The organism is Porphyromonas gulae (assembly GCF_000765945.1).
Classification (GTDB): Bacteria; Bacteroidota; Bacteroidia; order Bacteroidales; family Porphyromonadaceae; genus Porphyromonas; species Porphyromonas gulae.
In genome coordinates, this window is record NZ_JRAT01000017.1 from 1 (window position 1) to 21,918 (window position 21,918).

The following is a 21,918-nucleotide window of genomic DNA, read 5'->3' on the forward strand; positions in this document are numbered from 1 at the left end:
GGCTCTGATAAACGCTGAACTACTTGGCTTCGGAGTTTTTTCGTATCCGGATGCCGTAGGTTTCTTCTGCCAACTCAACAAGTAGCTTGTAGGCTTGATGACCTAGTTCTTCTCGCTTGAGACGACTCTTGAGGATACGATTCTCTTTACGTAGTTGCTCCAACTCTTCTTTTTCATTGAGGGTCAGCTCACTCTGGGGGGATTGGGACGCTTTCATTGGGACCGGATGAACTTTATCTTCGAGTCCAAATTTACTAAGCCAAGAGCGAATGAGACCATGACTTAGCCCATATTTCTGCTCAATGGCTGCTTTGCTNGGGACCGGATGAACTTTATCTTCGAGTCCAAATTTACTAAGCCAAGAGCGAATGAGACCATGACTTAGCCCATATTTCTGCTCAATGGCTGCTTTGCTCTCTGCTCCCGAGAGGTAATCCTCTAGGATGGCAAGGCGTTCAAAGTTGCTTAAATGTTTGCCCATAATGGATACTGGTTGCATCCCGCCCACTGTCAACTTTTTTCAGTACACGTCANCCTCTAGGATGGCAAGGCGTTCAAAGTTGCTTAAATGTTTGCCCATAATGGATACTGGTTGCATCCCGCCCACTGTCAACTTTTTTCAGTACACGTCACAGAACGCCAAATAGCTATTTTCTCGAACGTAACGTATATGGTAGGGGAGCAGTAGTTTGCTTGGTTTGTTGGGCTTATGAATTAGTCCGGAAGATATGCGTTGGACTAAATAGAACAGGGTGAAAATAAATACCGGCCGATTGGGCTGTAGCTCGCGGTGAGGGAAAAAGCGAATCTCCTGATCAGCCTTTGGCGGCTCGTTCGGCAATGGCTGTCTCTTCTATGATACTTCGAGCCATTTCCACACCCTGTGAGATACGATGTGCCATACCTATGCCCCCACGCATATTACCCCCTAAATGTAAGCCCGGCCAGCGCATTTCCATTCGGCGAATGATGTCCAGCCGAAGTTCCGTATCGGCGTAGTACTGCGGTATGGCATGGCGGTGGCGTGAGATGTGCAGCAGATCCGGCCTACAGGTGTGAGGTATGTGCAGCATATCGCGCAGCTCTTCCATTGCGATCGTGCTGATCTCCTCGTCGGAAAGGTCTATGAGCGAAGCACTCCGCACCCCGCCCATGAATATGGAATAGAGTGCGCCCCCCTCCGGTGCTCTGCCATGGAAACAGTCCGAAGGGAATAGGATACCGAGGATGCGACGATTTTCCCTTGAAGGGATCAGGCAGCCGAAAGCCGGCAGGTGGGTGGCCACATCCCGACGGAAGCCTACGGCAATCTCTATCATGGGGGCATAATAGAGCTGCTCGAACACGGCTGATTCGTCCGCCGGGAAGTGGTCGAACAGTGTGGGGATATGGCGCGCTGCCACCGTGCTCACCAAGTGGCGGCATGGAATGGTGTGCTCCTCTCCCGAAGCATCCGTATAGGTAAGGCCGAAGGTGTGTGCTCCCGGGTGATTGATGTATCGGATTTGCGTTTCTGTGAGGATGTGTTCGCGTCCGATATAGTCCGTCAAAGTTTCGATCAAGACACCCAGCCCTCCTTGCACGGAAAAGATCTTGCGGGAGGCTTTGCGGTCGCGTTCGCTTCGTGGCTCTTTGGCTTTTCGGATGGCTCCGAGCACGAAGCTGCCGTATCGCTGCTCCAGATCGTACAGTTTGGGCAGGGCAAAGCGAGTAACCAGTTGGTCGGGATCTCCGGCATAGATGCCACCGAGGAAAGGATCGACTGCGTAGTCCACAAAACTTTTGCCCAGTCGGCGACGAGCCAAGGATCCGACCGTTTCATTGGGCTGTCCGCCCCTCCGGCGAAAGGGTTCGCCGAGGATGCGCCATTTGTCCCATAGGGAAAACAAGGGTGTACTGACAGCCTCGGCAAAGTTCCGTGGGAGGGGATGCAGTCTGTCGCCTTTCCATATCAGGCGGTTGGCGGCTGCGGGCGTGGCTATCTCAGGTTCCAATCCGAGCAACTCGAATAGCTCGGCTACTTCCGGTGAGGAGATCGTGCCGGTATTCGGCCCTGTTTCGAAGACAAACCCGTCCTTTCGGAGGGTGCGTATCTGTCCGCCGATATGAGCTGACTGCTCCAAAACCAGAACAGGCCTGCCGGCAGCTCTGAGGAAGGCGGCTGTGGTCAGGCCGGTGAGTCCGGCACCTATGATGACGGTCAGACGATCACCCATGAATCAGGCCTCCCCACCTTCGAAGGCAAGGGCATAGAAACGCATTTGCTTGAGCATCGAGACGAGGCCGTTCGAGCGCGTCGGGGAGAGATGATCTTGCAACCCTACTTCGCGAATGAAGTAGAGGTCGGACGAAATGATGTCCTTCGGTTTCTGATCGTTCAGTATCCGTAGCAGTAGGGCGACTATCCCTTTGACGATGAGGGCATCGCTATCGGCGCGGTAGTGTACCTTACCGTCTTGCAGGGAGGCTGCTATCCATACGCGACTCTGGCAACCTTCGATAATGTTCTCCGGCACCTTGTCCGCAGCGTCCAGTTCGGGTAGGGCACCGCCCATATCGATTAGCAGTTGATAACGGTCCATCCAGTCATCGAAGGCGGAGAACTCCTCGATGATCTGATCTTGTATTTCGTTTATACTTGGCATGGGGTAAGCTAATGAGTGAGTAGTCAGTGTGAAGCGGCTTTCGCCTGTTCGTCCAAATATCGAATGACTGTTTCGCCCACGGCATCGAGTACATTTTTGTCGATGATCTGCATATTGTCCCTCTGGGTATGCCAGTGGTCGCCGAAGCCATGTTCGTTTTTGGACGAGTAATTGATAATATCGATGCAGGGAATCCCCAAATTCTTGATCACAGGTACATGGTCGTCCGTCAAGGCCCCTCCATCGGCTTGGATGAAGTAGCTGCCGTATCCCAATTCGGCTGCCGTCTGCCATACGGCAGAGATCAACCCCGGGGCATAGCTCTTGGAGAAGTACTCCCAATAGAACGTAGCTCCTTCGGCACCAACCATATCCAGCAGGATGCCGGCTTCGGCTTTGTAACCTGCTACGTGCGGATTGCGACTCCAATACTGTGATCCGAGACACCACGATTCGTCATCGCCATAGCTGCCGTAGTCCTCTGTGTCGAAGAATACGATGTCGATGCCCATGCCCGAATCCTTCTGTTGTCCCAGATAGCGTGTTATTTCCAGCAATACGCCTACTCCGCTGCCGCCATCGTCCGCACCATCGAAAGTCTCTGTGTGCATAGCCGGATTGGCATCCTGATCGGAGGCCGGCCGGGTATCCCAGTGAGCCATCAGCAATATGCGTCTCGTGGCTTCGGGGTGGTATGAGGCTATGATATTGCGCATGGGCAGCATGGTGCCATCGTGCGCTTTGATTTCGGCTGTCTGCTCTTGCACCGTGGCTCCAAAGCTGCGGAGCGTAGCCACGAGCCAATCGCCGCAGGCTCGATGCGGAGCTGTGCTGGGGATGCGAGGGCCGAAGTCCACCTGACGCTGCACGAAGGTGTAAGCCGAGTCGGCCGAGAAGAGATCAGCTTGCACCGTTTCGGCCTGTTCAGCCCGATCGTGTTGGGTGTCGCTTGTATTATTGCCGTTGCAGGCAGATAGTGTAGCGGCCAGTAAAATGGCTGCTCCTGTTGTTATCAGTCTTTTCATATCGTTCTTTCCCTGATAGTGCAGGGCAAAGGTGGGGAATTTTGACGAATTGCCGTTCGTAAATTATGAATAGGCACACAATTTTTATATCTTTATGACGCATCGTCAAACCAATCCTAAAAAAATGACAAGGTTTATGAGGGCCAAGTACTTAATTCTATCCGCGGTCTTGGGTGTCGGGGCTGCAATCTCCCCCTTGTGTGCTCAGCAATCTGCCACCGAAGAGCATCGTACGGCACCGGCTCCGAGATCGGGGCAAATCCCACTTGTTTCCGTGGGCAATAAATGGAACGTGGTTCACAAAACCGGAGCGGTCGGTATGCCCGATATTATGCATGAGAAAAGAACCTATGAATACAAGGCCGTGGAGACGGTTGTAATCGATGACAAAGCATATGTACGTATAGATGTGCTCCCGACGAATGCCGAAGATCCTGTATTACCCTCGATCTTTATGCGAGAAGAACCGGAGACGGGAAAGGTGTTCCGCGTCTTTGGAAGCAGCGTTGAGTACGAGGTGTTCGATTATAACCGACCCGTTGGGCAAGTCTTCAAGGGCTACACGTTCCAACTCATACCGGAGGTGTCATTTATCATTGCCAAAATCGAGCAGCAAGAGTTTGCAGGGAAACAAAGACGTTTCTATTACATCAACGGTTTCTATGATGGAGAAGATCCTTATGCGTCTAACATACACTACGTATGGATCGAGGGTATAGGCGACACACAGGGCTTTGACCCCTATCCTCTGGGGATGGACGGAGGTATCCCGAACGAGCTGATCTGTTTCGAGGATAGCGAAGGCAACAGCTACGTCAAGTATCCTGATCTGGGGTGCGTGATCCATCAAGTACCGGCTGCTATGCAGGAGGCTCTTCAGCAGGATAGCCCGTATCAGATTACATGCGAAGGCGACGTCGTTCGCATCCTTTGCCCGAGCGGATCGCAGTCCAATACGATACGGATCCATTCTCTGTCCGGTGCATTGCTGCGAGAAGTAGTCTCAACCGAGAGAGAAGTGACGATTCGCTTGCCACGCACGCAGCTTGCAGGGGAGGCTGTAATGGTGAGCGTGAATGACCGATTTGCACGGAAAGTCAGACCGCAATAAAATAAGCTGTCGGCTATATCCTTTGGGATAGAGAAGGAGGGCATCGGAGAGGAATCCGGTGCACCCTTTTTCCGTTTCTTGATTCGCCTTTCGCGCTGCCGATGGTTCTATTCGGTTGGAATGGACTACTTTTGGTACAGAAACTATGGTAGAATGATTCAGTATGTCCCTCCCCTTATTCTATGCTCCCGATATAGAGCAGTCCGACAGGCTGCCTGACGACGAAGCCGGCCATATCTTGCGCGTCCTGCGTATGCAGGCAGGCGATCGTCTCCGTCTGACCGACGGGCGAGGTTCATTCTTCGATGCGGTCATAGAAACTGCCGATCGCAAGAGCTGTTATGTAAGCGTGTGCGGACAGGAGTCGTGGCAAAAACCTTGGCGAGGCAGAATTACCATAGCTATTGCCCCCACCAAACAGAGCGAGCGGATGGAGTGGATGCTGGAGAAGTTAGTAGAAATAGGGGTGGACGAAGTGGTCTTTATCGAATCCGAACATTCCGAGCGTAGGCGTATCAAAGCGGAACGCTTGGAGCGCATCGCAATTAGTGCGATGAAGCAGTCGCTCAAAGCCTCCTTTCCCGTGATTCGAGTCAATATCCCGATACAAACCGTAATAGCCGATACTTCGAATACCGCCGTTCGCCTTATCGCTTATGTGGACGAAGCCGTTCGAGCCGAAATAGCTAAAGGGCGAGGCTATCCGTCGGATTTCTACCGCGCAGGACAGGATGTGCTGATTCTGATAGGGCCGGAAGGAGACTTCTCTCCGTCTGAAGTGGAGTCTGCCTTGCTTGCCGGATTTGCACCCGTTTCTCTTGGAGAGAGTCGCCTGCGAACGGAAACGGCCGGTCTCGTTGCTTGCCAGTGGATACATACACTGCAAGCCTGTTCCCGCCCTGCTTCCAGATTGGAGAATGATGTTATTGTATAACCCCTAACGACATTGATACAATTATGAAGAAGACAAGACAAACGATTCTCTTTTGGCTCTTTCTCCTCATCGGTTACTGTGTCTCTGCACAGGAAGTCGGCAAACGCGATGCCATCCTGTGGGAAATTTCCGGAAACGGGCTGACCGAACCGAGCTATTTACTCGGTACATGTCATATAGTGCCTTATACTTATATGGATAGTATCTCCGGCTATAAGGATGCATACGCGTCTGTCCGTCAGGTAGTCATCGAGCATGACGTTCGTCCCGAATCCCTGACAGCCTTGATGCCGCGCCTGCAAGCAAACATGATGCTGCCGAGCGATACCACTTATGCCATGCTTTATTCTCCTGAAGAGCTACAGGAATTGAACCAATTCCTCCAATCCGCCGGTATGGGTTCTGTGGATCAGATACCCCTCCGCCCCTCTATCCTCTCATTCTTTATCAGTCTCGGATTAGAATCTATGCGTCTCCAAGGGCAGGAGCCGATGGATGTAGGCGTTGTCGTTCATGGACTCGCTGACGGAAAAGAGGCGGTGTTTTTCGAAACGCAGGATGAGGCTTGGGATGCTATGCAATATCTCCTCTTTTCCAAAGGCCTGAAAGAGCAAGCACAAGACTTGCTTAAGACAATTCGAGATATGCAAAAGAAGCAGAATCCTTTAGTAAAACTTGTCAGTGACTATAAGGCTCAGCAGATAGAAGGCGTGTTCGAAGGTCAATATATGACACCTCAGGATATGGAGCGTTTGGTCTATAAGCGCAATGCACGATGGATGGAAAAGATACCGGCTCTACTGTCTGCAAAGCCCACTCTCATAGCTGTAGGAGCCGGCCACCTCATCGGCGCAAAAGGGCTGGTACAGGAACTTCGCACCCGTGGCTACAAACTCCGCCCCTTTTCACTTTGATAACAACAACGACATAAGAAAATGAAACTCCGCAAATCACGCATTACACGCGTCATCACTTTTCTGATATTGCTCATCTTCGTGGCCGGTATAGTCGCCTATTTCCTGTTGCCTAAGCCGGAACAACGTCAGATCGTCCTGATGGGAGGTGCATTGCTTGTGCTGAATTTGCTGCTGATGCAGTTCTTTTTCGGCAAAAACATGTAGGCTTTTCCCTCCTGATCTTATCAGTCCTAAGACTAAAATACACTCAGAGAAAGTGCTTTCTGTTGGGGCAATAGAAAGCACTTGCCTTGCTGTAAATAAAGAAACGCCGCCAATAATCCCGAAGGAATATTGACGGCGTTGTCGGGATGAGAAGACTCGAACTTCCGACCTCCACGTCCCGAACGTGGCGCGCTACCAACTGTGCTACATCCCGATAGCGGACGCAAATATAGCAATTATTCTTATTCAGTAGCGTTTTTTCTCTCTTTTTGTCAGGGCAGTTTCATCAAAAAACGAGTACTCCGTTCGCATGACTTTTATGCGGTAATACCAATTTAGTTCGGAAGTCTTTTCAGAAGAGGTCATCAAACGATTTGTATATAAAACATTTCCGATTTGTATACAGATAGTTTTCGATTTATTTATAGTTCGCAGCCTTCGGAGGGTCTCTTCACGAGGTGATAAAACAGAGCTGTCCGTCAAATCTTGGAAAAAGGAAAGGGGTGTGCTACGATCGCAGTGAGCGCGATTTTTGCACACCCCTGTTCAGTCTAAGATCGAATCAGGAAATATGAATTTTGAATCGGATGCGGATTATTTGACGGAAATTCTTTCTGCGTAGGTCTTACCATCTATTTCGATCCTTACGACATATACATTGTTCTGAGCCGTAAAGACTACTTTATTCGTTCCCGAAGCCAATTGCCGTCCCTTCATGTCGTAGATGGTGGCTTTGCCTGAGCAAGATACCGTGATCGTGTTTTCTGTCACCGTCAGCGTATAAGGCTTTTGCACCGCTATCATTTGAGCACTTTGGGGTACGAATTTGGTGCAGGCCTTCGGCGATACACCGCTGGTATATTTTACTTCTACGCAGTATTCATGCTGCTTGTTAGCCATATTCGCATCCGTGTATGTAGTAGTGGTCAGGCCTTCCGCAATCTTTGCTGCATCACGGTACACTGCGTAGGAGAAGTCGGTTTCGTCTGAAACAGGGGCTTTCCACTGGAGTAGCACGTCAGTCCCATTGTCTGCTACGCTCGCTTGCAAATTCATGACAGGGTTGTGCTGCGCCCCGTTGCCCATGAACAAAATTTCGTCGATGTGAAGGAAGTTTTGATTGGTACACTGGTAATGTCTGAAAGCCACTCGTTGCGTGCCGGCCGGAAGATTCACCATTCGTTCGAAGAATGGCCCTTGTGCTCTTGTCCCGGTGAGCGTCTCTTCAAAGGCAACAATATAATCCTCTTGCCCTTCCAGCTGAGCCATGATAGCATAGTGCTCATTAGGATATAGGGTGTTTACAGCTACGTAATACTTCACAGAGGTCGCACCGGTCACTATGGGAGAAATCAGCCAGTTGTCCGGTTTCAAAGGCTGTCCGCCACTCCAAGAAAAGGATGCCATCATACCATTGCCATGCTGAGTGTTCTGGAAAGATGTAGGAACCCCGTGGAGCCAACACCATCCATCGCCATCGGCATCCTTGATAGTCCATGTGGAGGGGATTCCTTCATCGAAACCTTCAAGATAAGGAAGTGTTACACCTTGTGCCACTGCTTTTTGTCCTGAACAGAATAAGGTGAATAAAACGGCAAATAAAAATAAGTAGTTTAATTTTTTCATTCTTTGTCGAAATAGTTTAGTTGTTAGAAAAAACTGATGCGATCTGTGACTCTTACTTAAGACGCTAAAAGTATGCAATTATACCTGATGGTCAAAATTTACAATAGTGTTGTACTTGATATTGGAGTGTATATTACTACGGAGAATGATCACAGTTGTATTACGAAATATTCTTTTTACTATATTGCAAGCCAAGTACTTGAACGCATGGATTCCTTTGTTTGCTATGTGCTGATACAGCTTGTGCTTATCTTTTTTGGGAAGGACGTCTGCAGTAGATACCTTTGGCATACAGCCAAGGGTGAAAAATGTTCCCGCCAGCACATTAATGCAATCGCCCATTCTGCTGCTTCCCTGCTTTTCTCACATTCTTGCCGAATGCGTTATAGTTTGCCGAGAACACAATGAAAATTAATGTAATAGTTATGAAAAGAATCTTATTGTCGATTTTTCCCGTATTCTTTACCATAACGGTTTTTGCGCAAGATAGAACCGAATGTGAAAGAATTGTCGGTGTTGTTTTTGATGCCGTTAGCAAACAGAACATGGAGCAAATAAGGCCATATCTGGCGGAAAACTTTAAAATTGCAGGTCAATCTTCACCCGTAGTAGAAACGGTATTGGCGCAGTTGGTTAGTAATTTGGGAAACATCGAGAGTTTCATACTGACAGAAGTAACAGGAAACGTTGACTTGACTTTTAATTACGATGTTGAATATGAGAAACACGGAAAGAAACAGGCGTTGTTCGAGTTTGATCAAAACAATAGGATAAAAAGAATGGAACTACTAAAAATCGTGGTAAAAACAGCCAAGGTAGATCCTTCCAAAATAGAATACAATCTGAGTAATGTGATAGAAATTCCATTTACAAGAATGGGAAATTTGATTGTTGTCAAGGCATCTGTCAATGGAGAAGAGCAAGATTTCATATTGGATAGTGGATCTGGATTTACCATCATTAATTCGAAATATATCGAGAAAGACACAGTCGATACAGAAAAGGAGGAAACTGTTTTAAGTACTGCTAAAGGAGTTCACGACGAGAGTTTATCAGGAACAAATATTGTCAATATGAGCATTGACTTTTATGGAATCCGTGTCAATCGGAAAGATATGCTTACGAATGACATATCACACTTGGAGAGCGAAGGTAGGCAGATTTACGGACTGATCGGCCATGATTTCTTGAGTAAATACGATGTGCTGTATGATTATGCCAGGAATGTTGTCATACTGATCAATCCGGATTATTTCGAAACATACAGAAAAGAAAAACTATCTAAACACCTTATTGAAACTCTTCCGCTTGAATGGAGAGGCCACATCCCCATTATGCAGATCAGGATAGGAGATGATTATTATAAATTGGGTATTGATTGTGGTGCGGGAGCAAATCTCTTGGATATAACCCTTTTCGCTAAAGTGAAAGATAATTTGGAGGGAATAACGACAAAAAGTTTAGGTGGAGCTTCTAAAAACAAGAAAGATGTCACTCATGCTCAATTGAAAGAATTCTATGCCGGAACAACCTTGTTCAAAAAATCACAAACTGTTTTTAGTGATATCTCTCATTTAAACGAGGATAAAGGTCTGAAAATTAATGGGCTTATTGGGTACGAGTTTCTGTCGAAACAGCTGACTTTGGTAAGCTATCAACGCAAGGAATTATTGCTAATAAAATGATGTAGTGTGTGACATTGTCTGTCCCTTAAGCAACCTTGTCTTTCGACATTGAAATGGCTTTTGATTTGAGCTGTTTGTCTTGCTGAATATTATTTAGAATTTGAAAGAAGTATAGGATATCCTCAAGCCGAGTGGTAAGTCCATCATTTTAATTTAATCTCTCAAAATGCTTCTATGATATCCGGATGATTTTTCGTATAGTTATGGGCCTGTTATAATGAAGAGATTAATCCATGTAGCTCTCTGATATGGGGATTTGTAAAGAGGATAACACATTTGTCTGCAGTGTCGTTATTGTTACCTTTGCCCCATCTCACCTAATAGATAGGACTAAAAAAGAAGGGGGTAAATCATGACAAATCATGTATTCCGGATAAAAGGTTTTTATATCCTGCTGATGGCTTGTGTGATGATGTCTGCCATGTCGATGGCTGCTCAGACGCGTAGCAGGACAAAGGTACACGTGGTGCAAGCCAAAGAGACCGTCTATGGACTGGCGCGTCAGTATGGTCTCTCGGAGGAAGATATTTATGCGCTCAATCCATCGGCCAAACAGGGGCTTAGAGAAGGACAGACCTTGCTTATTCCGGCCAAGCCGATCAAGTCCAATAGCAGAGTTTCAGCAGCTGCTCTCCCGAGTGAACATATTATCCAGCCACAGGAAACGCTCTACTCTGTCAGCAGGCAATATGAGTTGAGCGAAGACGATCTGATGAGGGCCAATCCGGGTATATCAGCCTCTAACTTCCCCGCCGGTAGGAAGCTGCGTATTCCCAAGGCTGACTCTACCTCTATGGCCTCCAGTCCCATGTCGGTACAGTCCGAAACTATAGAAGTCGGTCTGATGCTCCCGCTGTCGGGCAATACACAGCGATATGTGGAGTTTTACGAAGGTATGCTGATGGGGCTCAATCGTCTGAAGAAACGGGGCGTTTCGGTGACCTTGCGCGTTTATGATGTATCCAATGCTTCTGATGCAGAGGATGTAATCCATAGTGGCGAACTCAATAACTGTCACCTCCTTATCGGGGGCACTTCCAACGACCAGATAGCTGCTATTTCACGCTATGCAGACCTGCGCGGTATCAACTACGTGGTTCCGTTCAGCTCCGGTAAAATAGCCGGCAGGGCTTCGGCCAACCTCTTCCAGATCAATCCTCCCCAAGAATACCTCTATCCGCAGGTTGCCAAGCTCTTTATGCAGCGATATGCCGATAGAACCGTTGTGTTCGTCACCGGTTCGGGATCGGTTGAGCCTTGTGCCGCCTTCATTATGTCCGAGATGGACAAGGCAGGCAAATCCTATACGAAGATTTCTTCCGATACAGAACAGGGCGAATTGGTCAAGCTGCTTCGTTCCGACTCCCGTATCGTGATAATGCCCTGCATGGCGAGAGAGAGCATCCTTCGTCGTATACTTTATTTGGCGGATGGCAATGGCAAGGCGGAACAGTTAACTTTCTTTGGCTACCCTGAGTGGCAGTCCTTCGACAGAGATATGCAAGGGCGAATGAGGAAATACGGCTCTTCATTCTACTCTTCCTTCTATTTCAATCCAGCAAACCTCGAAAGCGAACAATTCCTTTCGCAATATTATGCCTGGTACGATCATAAGGTGTCTGGTGGCTTCCCCAAGTACAGCGTTCTGGGCTACGATATTACCAGCTATTTTATCGGGGGCTTAGCCTCCTATGGCCGTTCACTTAGGAACAACCTCCCCATGCTCCCCTCCACGGGATTGCAGACAGACTTCCAATTCCGTGAGATAAAAGGCGATGGCGGCTTTGTGAATCTCAACCTCTTCATCGTTACCCTGAGAGCCGATGGAGGGGTGGATCGTGTGGCCATATCTCAATAGTTGCTCTTTCATGACGAGTGGACGAATGTTCGACTGTCTATGCAACTCTATCTGAAGAAAATCATGTTTCTGAGAATAAGTATCAGTCTTTTCATTTTCCTATCTCTGGTCAATTTGGTCGAAGCCCAAACGGCCAAGCGGTCATTGCGTGTGCAGGTCGGACTCGCGGGAGGCGTATCCGCCAACAAGGTACTCTTCAACCCCTCAGTGGACCAAAAGATGTTGTTGGCGCCATCGGGTGGTCTCATTGTTCGGGTAAACGAGGAAAGTACAGGAGCCTTGAAAGCCGGCTTCCAGATGGAAGTGGATTATGTCCGGCTGGGTTGGGAAGAAAAATTCGAGGGAAAACCTGACAATGCCTATCGCCGCACGTTCGATTGTGTGACGATACCCCTGCTCACACATGTCAAAATTCGGCAAAGAGGTCTCTATGCCTTTCTCAATTTGGGGCCTCAGTTTGGATTCATCGTATCAGAGAAACCCGTCAAGCAAGGCTCGGACTTCACCGAACTACAGCTGCGACGTTATGCGCAAGGCCTACACGGTCGTTTCGAGTGGGGACTGGCCGGTGGACCTGGTTTCGGATTCGATGCCAGTCGTCTGGGAACTTTTGAGATGGAAGGGCGTTTGTACTATGGCTTCCACGATCTCCTCAACAACCGCCAGCAGGATCCTCATGGCAAATCGTCGAACCTGACTCTGAGCATAAAGCTCAACTATCTCTTCCGTCTTTAAACCGTCGATTCTGCTAAGGGGGCGTGATGGCCTTTTTGTGTGGCAATTCGTTTCTTGTTTTTTCCCAAACGGGGCGGGGCTATTCTTTGGCCTTCTCGCTTTTTTTCTTAAAAATCTATTAATCTATTTGTGCCTTTATCATTACGCCTTATGCTTGATCAGATTGTTTAGTTTTTTGTCTGCCTTCCCTGCGGAATCGGCTTACTCTATCTGCTATAATAGTTGGCTATGTGCTGCGATACTTGGGTGTATTTTTCTTTTTATACTTATCTAAGAGAGCTTTACGTACTTCTTCCTTATCTTGTCGATGAGTTTTTTTTGTACCTTTGCAAGAAACGTAGATGACGGTAAAAGAATGGATTCCAAAAAAGTTCTTTACATATCCCAAGAAATTTTCCCCTACTTGCCGGAAACGGACATATCGGTCGTTTCGCGCAAATTGCCTCAGACCATTCAGGAGCGAGGCAACGAGGTGCGCATTTTTATGCCCCGCTATGGTATCATCAATGAGCGTCGCAACCAGCTGCACGAGGTGATACGCCTTTCCGGTATCAATATGATCATCAACGACAACGACCATCCGCTGATCATCAAAGTGGCTTCCATCCAGTCGGCACGCATGCAGGTCTATTTCATTGACAATGATGATTTCTTCAAGCGCAAGACGATGTACGACATCAAGCCTAAACAGGAGAATGACAACGATGAGCGAGCCATCTTCTTCGTGCGGGGAGCACTCGAGGCCATCAAGAAACTGCGTTGGATCCCCGATGTCATCCATTGTCATGGCTGGTTCACGGCGTTGGCTGCCTTGTATCTGAAGAAGATGTATGTGGACGACCCCTGCCTGCAAAAAGCAAAAGTGGTCTACTCCATCTACGATGATGCCGGACAGGGAGTGATCCCGGAGACCCTCTTCGGTAAGCTCGGATTCGACAAGATCACGGCCGATGACCTGTCCGTAATGGAGCAGTCATCCGACTATTTGGCTCTGAGCCGTCTGGCCATCCGATATGCCGACGGTGTCATTCAGGGATCGGAGACCATAGCACCGGAGCTGACCGACTATATATCTTCTTTGGAGGGGAAGGCTTTCCTCCCATACCAAGGGAAAGAGAACTATGAAGAGGCTTTCGACAACTTCTATAGCGATCTTTTGACGGCCAACTGATTTGTCTCATTCTGCCTGACCGCGCCGTAAAAACAATATGCAGGCAGCGATTAGCGTTAATTATCTGCCTTTCCACGCAAACCCCCCAACGATTCACCATTATTATGAAGAGATACCTTCTTCTTGTTTTTTCGTTAATGGCTTTCCTCACGGCAGCCTGCGATGATGATCTGTCTCCGATCGGAGGTTCTATCCAGCCACCTTCGGATCCGGTTTCGGCCAGAGTGGATACGCTCGAATTTTCTGTCAAGACGATACCGATGGGCGATATATACAACCGAACGAACTATACCCTGCTGGGAGATCTGACGGATCCCGAATATGGCGACTTGAAGGCTGACTACATCATGCAGTTCAAGAGTCCGAGGAATTTCAAATTCAAGTATCCGCCCAAAGATGGGAAGATCGACTCCGTGAAGCTCAGTATCAACTATGACAGTTGGGCGGGGGACTCCACGTCTATCATGAAGGTTTCGATCTATAAAATCAACAAAGCCATTCCTCCCTCATACTACTCCACACAGGAATTGGCCTCCCTGCTGGACGAAACGCAGATCATAGCCTCGCAAACATTCAAGGCTGGCAACGACTCGGCATTCCACCGCGTAAGAATTCCCTTGCCCAATGAGATCGGCCAAAAGATATACGATCTCTCGGTAAACAACCCAAGTGTTTTCGATACGCAGGAGAGCTTCTATAATAATGTGTTGGGCGGTCTGTATGTGACTACGACGACGGGTACGGGAGTTGTGCTCAGCGTGTACAATACGCAGATGGCCATCTTCTATAGCTACAAGGTTGCGGCCGATTCTACCGCAACGGCTTCAGAGACTTTCGTAAATACGAGCGAATCCTATCAGGTCAATCATATCAAGAACTCCCAAATATCCCACCTGTTGCAGGAGAATGACTCTCTCACTTGTGTGAAGAGTCCGGCAGGGGTGATGACGCAACTGACAATCAGCAAAGAACAGTTTACGGATGCTTTCACGAGCAATCTGTCTTCCTCTTTGGCTTGGCAAATCGGTGAAGCGCAGTTCAATATCAGTGCTTCGAAGCCTTCTGAGGGCTTGATGCTGAGTCCGCCCTCCTACTTGTTGCTCTTGCCGCAGGATTCGGTGAGAAACTTCTTCGAGCAAGAACAGACCGAGCTGATGCAGCCCCGCACTGCATTCCTCTCGACCATATACAACATTAAGAAACGGGAGTATCGGTTTAGCAATATCAGCCGCCTGTTGATGGAGCATATTAAGAACAATACGGAGAAGACCCCCGAGGGTAAGCCTTATATCAATAAGGATCTTGTTCTCGTACTGCTGCCTGTGAAGCGTCAGACTGCAGGAGCCGGTGGCTCAATGTACACCTCTCAGCTGAATAATTTCATGTTCCCGTCAGGCGTGAAACTACTACTTGGAAAAAAAGATAAAACAGCGCGTATAGGAGTCTACAGTATGACCTATACTGATAACTGATATGTGCTATACGCTCCGGAATAAGCCTTTCGATTCGGGATTCGGTGCCGTCGAAGGGCTTTTTCTTTTCAGTCTTCCGTAACAACTACAATCACACACTCATCATGAAGCAATTGAAATACCGTCTGATCCTGATGAACTTCCTGCAGTTTTTCATTTGGGGAGCTTGGCTGATTTCCCTTGGAGGATATATGGCGAGCGTACTGCATTATTCCGGTTTGGAAATAGGTGCCATATACGGTACGATGGGCATTGCCTCTCTTTTCATGCCGGGTTTGCTGGGTATTCTGGCGGACAAGTACGTGGCTGCTCAAAAACTCTTGGGTGTGTGCCATCTGATCGGAGCCATATTGCTGGTTTATGCTTCCACGCTGAGTAGTTACTCCGTTTTTTATCCTGTTATGCTCCTGCTCTGCATGAGCTATATGCCTACTCTCGCTCTCACCAATACGATAGCCTATACTGCTATGGAGAAAGCCGGTATGGATATAGTGCGGGAATTCCCTCCTATACGCGTATGGGGTACTGTCGGCTTCATTTTGGCCATGTGGACTGTCGATATATGCGGATGGGTAATGAGCAGTATGCAATTCTATGTCAGTGCTGTGGCTTCCCTTGCATTGGGATTGTATGCTTTTACCCTGCCTCACTGCCCTCCGGCAAAAGAAAGCAAGAAGAAGGGGGTGCTTGCCGTTTTGGGGCTGGATGCTTTTGTCCTTTTCCGCCAACGTCGTATGGCAGTCTTCTTCCTCTTTGCCATGCTATTGGGAGCAGCCCTTCAGGTCACCAATACATTCGGCAATCCGTTTTTGTCCGATTTCGCAGATACTTATAGCGAGAGCTTTGCCGTGCAGCATCCCAATGTGTTGCTTTCTTTGTCACAGATTTCCGAGACTCTTTTCATTTTGGCCATTCCGTTTTTCATGGGACGTTTCGGGATCAAACGGGTGATGCTTATGAGTATGTTGGCTTGGGTGTTGCGTTTCGCTTTCTTTGGTCTTGGCAATCCGGGTAGCGGCTTCATTTTCCTGGTTCTGTCAATGATCGTATATGGTATGGCCTTCGATTTCTTCAATATCAGCGGTTCCATGTTTGTCGATCGAGAGACTACGCCCTCGATTCGAGCAGCTGCTCAAGGCCTTTTTATGATCATGACCAATGGTATCGGAGCCATCATCGGGGGAATTGCCAGCGGTTGGGTGGTGGATCGCTTTACGGATGCCGGTCATACGGCTTGGAGCACGGTATGGTATATTTTTGCGGCTTATGCATTGCTCATTACCATCCTCTTTGCCATCTTTTTCAAGCCGGAAAGCAGCAGTCCCGTCTCTCGATCTTAGGGGTCCCGGCTGTTCTCTGGCGAAGGGCGGAGCATCGGCAGAGAAGGTGAGAGATTCGGTATATATCGAAACGAATAGACTATCGAAACAAGTGGATCGGATCTTTTTGTTCCTCGCTTCTTCTCTTGCGATTAAGATGTGAATCTTAGGCGATATTTCATTGTCATTTTTATCCTCATATACACAGTTTTTGTGAGGTGAAGAGCTGTTATCCGAGACTGTACTGTTGCAACCAATCTATCAGAGGGTATATAGAACTGTATACGAGGTCTAAATACCTGCTCTGCTTCTCATCCTATTGAAGAAGGATTCAAAGGCTATCGATTCTTTCCGAGAATTGATATAGCGTAGAGGGGGCTATATCTTCCCTTCTATCATAGAATGTAAGCTTTTCAACCTTTCTGTATAATTGCCTCGAATCTCTTTGGATTCAATGGAAAACATAAAATCCTCAAAAAAGATGGCGTAAAACTTTGCCTCAGCGATGGGTCTGTCTTTCGGCTAATTTCTAAAGAATAAAACTGTGTTTTGTGTCTTTTTAGCAAAAAATATTTGGCAGGTTAAGATTAAAAACATACCTTTCGGGCGATAGTGGTAGAGCACTATCTCGCGAAATATTAATCTTTAATACTTTCAAAAGGTATGAGAAAATTGAATTCTTTATTTTCGCTTGCCGTCCTGCTATCCCTGTTGTGTTGGGGACAGACGGCTACTGCACAGAGAGGGCCGAAGACGGCTCCATCTGTGACGCACCAGACGGTGCAGAAAGGTATTCGAACATCCACAGCCAAGGATCTCCGAGATCCGATTCCTGCCGGCATGGCACGAATTATCTTGGAAGCTCACGATGTGTGGCAAGACGGCACAGGCTATCAAATGCTTTGGGATGACGATCACGATCAGTACGGCGCATCGATTCCCGAAGATGGTTTTTGGTTTGCTAGCGAGACAATTCCTGATGGCCTTTTCGATCCTTTCGAGTATAAAGTTCCGGTCAATGCCGATGCTTCGTTTACTCCTACGAATTTCGTGCTTGATGGAACGGCATCAGCCGATATTCCTGCCGGCACTTATGACTATGTAATCATCAACCCGAATCCCGGCTTAATATATATTGTAGGGCAGGGTGTTTCCAAAGGCAATGATTATGTAGTAGAGGCCGGTAAGACTTATCATTTCACTGTCCAACGACAAGGTTCCGGCGATGCTGCATCCGTTGTGGTAACAGGAGAAGGTGGCAATGAATTCGCTCCCGTACAGAATCTCCAATGGTCTGTATCAGGGCAGACGGTAACCCTCACTTGGCAAGCCCCCGCATCCGACAAACGGGCTTATGTGTTGAACGAAAGTTTCGATACAGAAACGCTTCCAAATGGTTGGACAATGATCGATGCTGATGGTGATGGCCGTAATTGGCTATCCACAATAAACGTTTACAACACCGCTACTCATACAGGTAATGGTGCTATGTTTAGTAGATCATGGGCAGCTAACAAAGACGCAAAAATTGATTTGAGTCCTGACAACTATTTGGTGACTCCTAAGATTACTGTTCCCCAAGATGGTGAACTTACCTATTGGATTACATCACAAGTGCCTTGGGAGAATGAGCACTATGGAGTGTTCTTGTCCACAACCGGAAACGAGGCTGCAAACTTTACAGTCAAGCTCTTCGAAGAAACTCTTGGGGGCGGCAAGAACCCTCCTGCAGACTTCCAGAAGAGTGAAGTAACAAAGGGTCCTCCTGCTCCCTATCAGGAAAGAACCATTGATCTTTCTGCCTATGCTGGGCAAGAGATATATTTGGCATTCCGTCATTTTGGTTGTACAGGTATATTCCGTCTTTATCTTGATGACGTAGCAGTCTCTGGCGGAGGTGTTTCCGATGATTATACCTACACGGTATATCGTGACAATGTTGTTGTCGCACAGAATCTGACGGCAACGACATTCAAACAGGAAAATGTAGCTCCCGGCCAGTATAACTACTGTGTCGAAGTTAAGTACGAAACCGGTGTATCTCCGAAGGAGTGTAAAGACGTTACTGTACCGGGTTCAGGTGAATTAGCTCCTGTACAGAATCTGACGGGTAGTGCAGCGGGACAGAAGGTAACGCTCAAGTGGGATGCTCCCAACGGAACGAATCCCAATCCTAATCCGGATCCCAATCCGGAACCCGGTCTGACCGAATCCTTTGATGGCGGTATTCCTGCCACATGGACACTGATCGATGCCGATGGCGACGGTCATGGTTGGAAGCACGGAAAAGCACCNCCCGGTCTGACCGAATCCTTTGATGGCGGTATTCCTGCCACATGGACACTGATCGATGCCGATGGCNGACGGTCATGGTTGGAAGCACGGAAAAGCACCCGGAGTCGCAGGCTACAACAGCAATGGTTGTGTATATTCAGAATCATTCGGTCTTGGAGGAATAGGAGTTCTTACCCCTGACAACTATTTGATAACGCCGGCATTAAATCTGCCTAACGGAGGAAAGTTGACTTTTTGGGTNTTGTTGGAAGAGACGCTTACAGCCAAAGGAGTTCGCTCGCCGGAAGCTATCCGAGGTCGTGTACAGGGTACATGGTACCAGAAGACGGTAGATTTGCCAGCCGGTACGAAGTATGTTGCTTTCCGTCACTTCCAGAGCACGGATATGTTCTATATCGACATTGATGAGGTTGAGATCAAAGGTAATTCCAAAGGTCGCAACCTGAATGGCGCAAGAGAATCGCTTCAAACAGAAGGTTCCAAAGAAGTAAAAAGAATCAGCGACCGCCTTGTATTGACGATCGAGCCTGCCGATGATGTACGTGCCAACGAAGCCAAGGTTGTGCTCGCAGCAGACAACGTATGGGGAGACAATACGGGTTACCAGTTCTTGTTGGATGCCGATCACAATACATTCGGAAGTGTCATTCCGGCAACCGGTCCTCTCTTTACCGGAACAGCTTCTTCCAATCTTTACAGTGCGAACTTCGAGTATTTGATCCCGGCCAATGCCGATCCTGTTGTTACTACACAGAATATTATCGTTACAGGACAGGGTGAAGTTGTAATCCCCGGTGGTGTTTACGACTATTGCATTACGAACCCGGAACCTGCATCCGGAAAGATGTGGATCGCAGGAGATGGAGGCAACCAGCCTGCACGTTATGACGATTTCACATTCGAAGCAGGCAAGAAGTACACCTTCACGATGCGTCGCGCCGGAATGGGAGATGGAACTGATATGGAAGTCGAAGACGATTCACCTGCAAGCTATACCTACACGGTGTATCGTGACGGCACGAAGATCAAGGAAGGTCTGACGGCTACGACATTCGAAGAAGACGGTGTAGCTGCAGGCAATCATGAGTATTGCGTGGAAGTGAAGTACACAGCCGGCGTATCTCCGAAGGAGTGTAAAGACGTTACTGTACCGGGTTCAGGTGAATTAGCTCCTGTACAGAATCTGACGGGTAGTGCAGCGGGACAGAAGGTAACNTCATTCGGTCTTGGAGGAATAGGAGTTCTTACCCCTGACAACTATTTGATAACGCCGGCATTAAATCTGCCTAACGGAGGAAAGTTGACTTTTTGGGTATGTGCACAGGATGCCGCTTATGCGTCGGAACACTATGCGGTATATGCTTCTTCGACAGGTAATGCAGCTTCCAACTTTACGAATGCATTGTTGGAAGAGACGCTTACAGCCAAAGGAGTTCGCTCGCCGGAAGCTATCCGNGGTACTAAGTATGTTGCCTTCCGTCACTTCCAGAGCACAGATATGTTCTATATCGACATTGATGAGGTTGAGATCAAGGCCAATGCCAAGCGCGCCGAGGTTGTGAACGAAGGCTTCGAGAGCGGTATACCTTCCGCATGGAAGACTATCGATGCCGACGGCGACGGCAACAACTGGGACAGTGCCCCGATTGGGGAATCCNGGCCATAACAGTGTTGGCTGTGTATCTTCTGCATCCTACATCAACAACGTAGGGCCTCAGACGCCCGATAACTACCTGATTACGCCGGAGCTTTCTCTTGCTAATGGAGGTACTCTTACTTTCTGGGTATGTGCACAGGATGCCGCATGGGCAGGAGAACACTATGCTGTTTATGCATCTTCCACGGGTAATGATGCAGCGAACTTCACGAACGCTTTGTTGGAAGAGACGCTGACGGCTAAGTCTGTAGTAACTTCACCTGAAGCTATTCGGGGTACCCGTGCACAGGGTACTTGGTACCAAAAGACTGTACAGTTGCCAGCGGGCACCAAGTATGTNAAGTCTGTAGTAACTTCACCTGAAGCTATTCGGGGTACCCGTGCACAGGGTACTTGGTACCAAAAGACTGTACAGTTGCCAGCGGGCACCAAGTATGTAGCCTTCCGTCACTTCAACTGTACAGACTTCTTCTGGATCAATTTGGACGATGTCGTGATCACCGGCGATGGAGGCTCCTCAGCCGATTATACCTATACGGTTTATCGCGATGGCACTAAGATCAAGGAGGGTCTGACGGCAACTACATTTGAAGAAGAGGGCGTAGCTGCGGGCAATCATGAGTATTGCGTGGAGGTTAAGTACCAGGCGGGCGTATCCCCGAAGGAATGTGTTGACGTAACAGTTGATCCACAGCAGTTCAATCCTGTACAGAATCTGACTGCAGAGCAGGCCCCCAACAGTATGGATGCAATTCTTAAATGGAATGCACCTGCAAGCAAGCGCGCCGAGGTTGTGAANTCTCTGCCGAGCGGAGGTACTCTTACTTTCTGGGTATGTGCACAGGATGCCGCATGGGCAGGAGAACACTATGCTGTTTATGCATCTTCTACGGGTAACGACGCCGTAAACTTTACGAACGCTTTGTTGGAAGAGACGCTGACGGCTAAGTCTGTAGTAACTTCACCTGAAGCTATTCGGGGTACTCGTGCACAGGGGACTTGGTACCAAAAGACTGTACAGTTGCCAGCGGGCACCAAGTANGGTCGTCGTCTGGCAGCGGGTCGCAACACGGTTGTTTACACGGCTCAGGGCGGCTCCTATGCAGTTATGGTGGTTGTTGATGGCAAGTCTTACGTAGAAAAACTTGCTGTAAAGTAACGAGCTGATTATTTTTCGATCGGTGTGCTCTACCAACCGATCGCTTTAACCGGTCGCCCGGCTTCCATAAAAAGGAGTCGGGCGACCCTTTTGTTGCAACCGAAT

Annotated in this window: 14 protein-coding genes, 1 tRNA gene and 3 pseudogenes; 12 read left to right on the plus strand and 6 right to left on the minus strand. The window is 48.3% G+C overall.

The window, feature by feature from the left end:
- From HQ49_RS12730 to HQ49_RS07075, 4 genes and pseudogenes are all read right to left on the minus strand, one after another.
- Window positions 1-316, minus strand: a pseudogene (locus tag HQ49_RS12730) (IS3-like element ISPg5 family transposase); the annotation flags it as partial.
- Window positions 317-815: 499 nt separating this feature from the next.
- Window positions 816-2,216 carry a protoporphyrinogen oxidase gene (hemG, locus tag HQ49_RS07065; RefSeq protein ID WP_039419232.1) on the minus strand — a complete coding sequence of 467 codons (1,401 nt, stop codon included), beginning with the start codon at window positions 2,214-2,216 and terminating at the stop codon, window positions 816-818.
- A gap of 3 nt (window positions 2,217-2,219) precedes the next feature.
- Window positions 2,220-2,645, minus strand: a complete 426-nt coding sequence (locus tag HQ49_RS07070) for a SufE family protein (RefSeq protein WP_039419233.1) — start codon at window positions 2,643-2,645, stop codon at window positions 2,220-2,222.
- A 23-nt stretch (window positions 2,646-2,668) separates the two neighbouring features.
- Window positions 2,669-3,670 carry a M28 family peptidase gene (locus tag HQ49_RS07075; RefSeq protein WP_039419234.1) on the minus strand — a complete coding sequence of 334 codons (1,002 nt, stop codon included), beginning with the start codon at window positions 3,668-3,670 and terminating at the stop codon, window positions 2,669-2,671.
- 124 nt (window positions 3,671-3,794) lie between these two features.
- On the opposite strand from HQ49_RS07075, the gene HQ49_RS07080 reads away from it, so the two are divergent.
- The 4 genes from HQ49_RS07080 to HQ49_RS07095 all read left to right on the plus strand — a co-directional run bounded on the left by HQ49_RS07080 (window position 3,795) and on the right by HQ49_RS07095 (window position 6,836).
- Window positions 3,795-4,781 (plus strand): hypothetical protein, encoded by a 987-nt coding sequence (locus HQ49_RS07080; protein WP_152569154.1) that lies wholly within the window; start codon window positions 3,795-3,797, stop codon window positions 4,779-4,781.
- Between the two features lie 163 nt (window positions 4,782-4,944).
- Window positions 4,945-5,715, plus strand: coding sequence for a 16S rRNA (uracil(1498)-N(3))-methyltransferase (locus HQ49_RS07085; RefSeq protein WP_039419237.1), 771 nt, complete (start codon window positions 4,945-4,947; stop codon window positions 5,713-5,715).
- A 23-nt stretch (window positions 5,716-5,738) separates the two neighbouring features.
- Entirely contained in the window at window positions 5,739-6,629 is an 891-nt protein-coding gene (locus HQ49_RS07090) for a TraB/GumN family protein (protein ID WP_039419239.1), read from the plus strand.
- A gap of 21 nt (window positions 6,630-6,650) precedes the next feature.
- Window positions 6,651-6,836 (plus strand): hypothetical protein, encoded by a 186-nt coding sequence (locus HQ49_RS07095; RefSeq protein WP_018965864.1) that lies wholly within the window; start codon window positions 6,651-6,653, stop codon window positions 6,834-6,836.
- 141 nt (window positions 6,837-6,977) lie between these two features.
- Here the strand turns inward: HQ49_RS07095 and HQ49_RS07100 are convergent.
- Window positions 6,978-7,050, minus strand: a tRNA-Pro gene (locus HQ49_RS07100).
- Window positions 7,051-7,430: 380 nt separating this feature from the next.
- Complete coding sequence (locus tag HQ49_RS07105) at window positions 7,431-8,393, minus strand: choice-of-anchor J domain-containing protein (protein WP_160224184.1); 963 nt, start codon at window positions 8,391-8,393, stop codon at window positions 7,431-7,433.
- Between the two features lie 494 nt (window positions 8,394-8,887).
- Here HQ49_RS07105 and HQ49_RS07115 point away from each other — a divergent pair, with 494 nt between their 5' ends.
- The 8 genes and pseudogenes from HQ49_RS07115 to HQ49_RS12870 all read left to right on the plus strand — a co-directional run.
- Window positions 8,888-10,147 (plus strand): aspartyl protease family protein, encoded by a 1,260-nt coding sequence (locus HQ49_RS07115; RefSeq protein ID WP_235290086.1) that lies wholly within the window; start codon window positions 8,888-8,890, stop codon window positions 10,145-10,147.
- Window positions 10,148-10,499: 352 nt separating this feature from the next.
- The gene (locus tag HQ49_RS07120) at window positions 10,500-12,005 is read left to right on the plus strand and encodes an amino acid ABC transporter substrate-binding protein (RefSeq protein ID WP_039419245.1); all 1,506 of its coding nucleotides are present in this window, start codon (window positions 10,500-10,502) and stop codon (window positions 12,003-12,005) included.
- 63 nt (window positions 12,006-12,068) lie between these two features.
- Window positions 12,069-12,740 (plus strand): porin family protein, encoded by a 672-nt coding sequence (locus HQ49_RS07125; protein WP_026292340.1) that lies wholly within the window; start codon window positions 12,069-12,071, stop codon window positions 12,738-12,740.
- 355 nt (window positions 12,741-13,095) lie between these two features.
- Entirely contained in the window at window positions 13,096-13,911 is an 816-nt protein-coding gene (locus HQ49_RS07130) for a glycogen/starch synthase (protein WP_039419247.1), read from the plus strand.
- A 104-nt stretch (window positions 13,912-14,015) separates the two neighbouring features.
- Window positions 14,016-15,383 (plus strand): DUF4270 family protein, encoded by a 1,368-nt coding sequence (locus HQ49_RS07135; protein WP_039419248.1) that lies wholly within the window; start codon window positions 14,016-14,018, stop codon window positions 15,381-15,383.
- Between the two features lie 104 nt (window positions 15,384-15,487).
- Complete coding sequence (locus HQ49_RS07140) at window positions 15,488-16,723, plus strand: nucleoside permease (RefSeq protein ID WP_039419249.1); 1,236 nt, start codon at window positions 15,488-15,490, stop codon at window positions 16,721-16,723.
- Window positions 16,724-17,365: 642 nt separating this feature from the next.
- Window positions 17,366-21,693, plus strand: a pseudogene (locus HQ49_RS12735) (DUF2436 domain-containing protein); the annotation flags it as partial.
- Window positions 21,694-21,813 (plus strand): annotated as a pseudogene (locus HQ49_RS12870) (peptidase); the annotation flags it as partial.
- Between the last annotated feature and the right edge of the window lie 105 nt (window positions 21,814-21,918).

Coding starts and splice junctions, on each gene's coding strand:
- hemG (WP_039419232.1), bottom strand. CDS start 2,216: ATGGGTGATCGTCTGACCGTCATCATAGGTGCCGGACTCACCGGCCTG.
- HQ49_RS07070 (WP_039419233.1), bottom strand. CDS start 2,645: ATGCCAAGTATAAACGAAATACAAGATCAGATCATCGAGGAGTTCTCC.
- HQ49_RS07075 (WP_039419234.1), bottom strand. CDS start 3,670: ATGAAAAGACTGATAACAACAGGAGCAGCCATTTTACTGGCCGCTACA.
- HQ49_RS07080 (WP_152569154.1), top strand. CDS start 3,795: ATGACAAGGTTTATGAGGGCCAAGTACTTAATTCTATCCGCGGTCTTG.
- HQ49_RS07085 (WP_039419237.1), top strand. CDS start 4,945: ATGTCCCTCCCCTTATTCTATGCTCCCGATATAGAGCAGTCCGACAGG.
- HQ49_RS07090 (WP_039419239.1), top strand. CDS start 5,739: ATGAAGAAGACAAGACAAACGATTCTCTTTTGGCTCTTTCTCCTCATC.
- HQ49_RS07095 (WP_018965864.1), top strand. CDS start 6,651: ATGAAACTCCGCAAATCACGCATTACACGCGTCATCACTTTTCTGATA.
- HQ49_RS07115 (WP_235290086.1), top strand. CDS start 8,888: ATGAAAAGAATCTTATTGTCGATTTTTCCCGTATTCTTTACCATAACG.
- HQ49_RS07120 (WP_039419245.1), top strand. CDS start 10,500: ATGACAAATCATGTATTCCGGATAAAAGGTTTTTATATCCTGCTGATG.
- HQ49_RS07125 (WP_026292340.1), top strand. CDS start 12,069: ATGTTTCTGAGAATAAGTATCAGTCTTTTCATTTTCCTATCTCTGGTC.
- HQ49_RS07130 (WP_039419247.1), top strand. CDS start 13,096: ATGGATTCCAAAAAAGTTCTTTACATATCCCAAGAAATTTTCCCCTAC.
- HQ49_RS07135 (WP_039419248.1), top strand. CDS start 14,016: ATGAAGAGATACCTTCTTCTTGTTTTTTCGTTAATGGCTTTCCTCACG.
- HQ49_RS07140 (WP_039419249.1), top strand. CDS start 15,488: ATGAAGCAATTGAAATACCGTCTGATCCTGATGAACTTCCTGCAGTTT.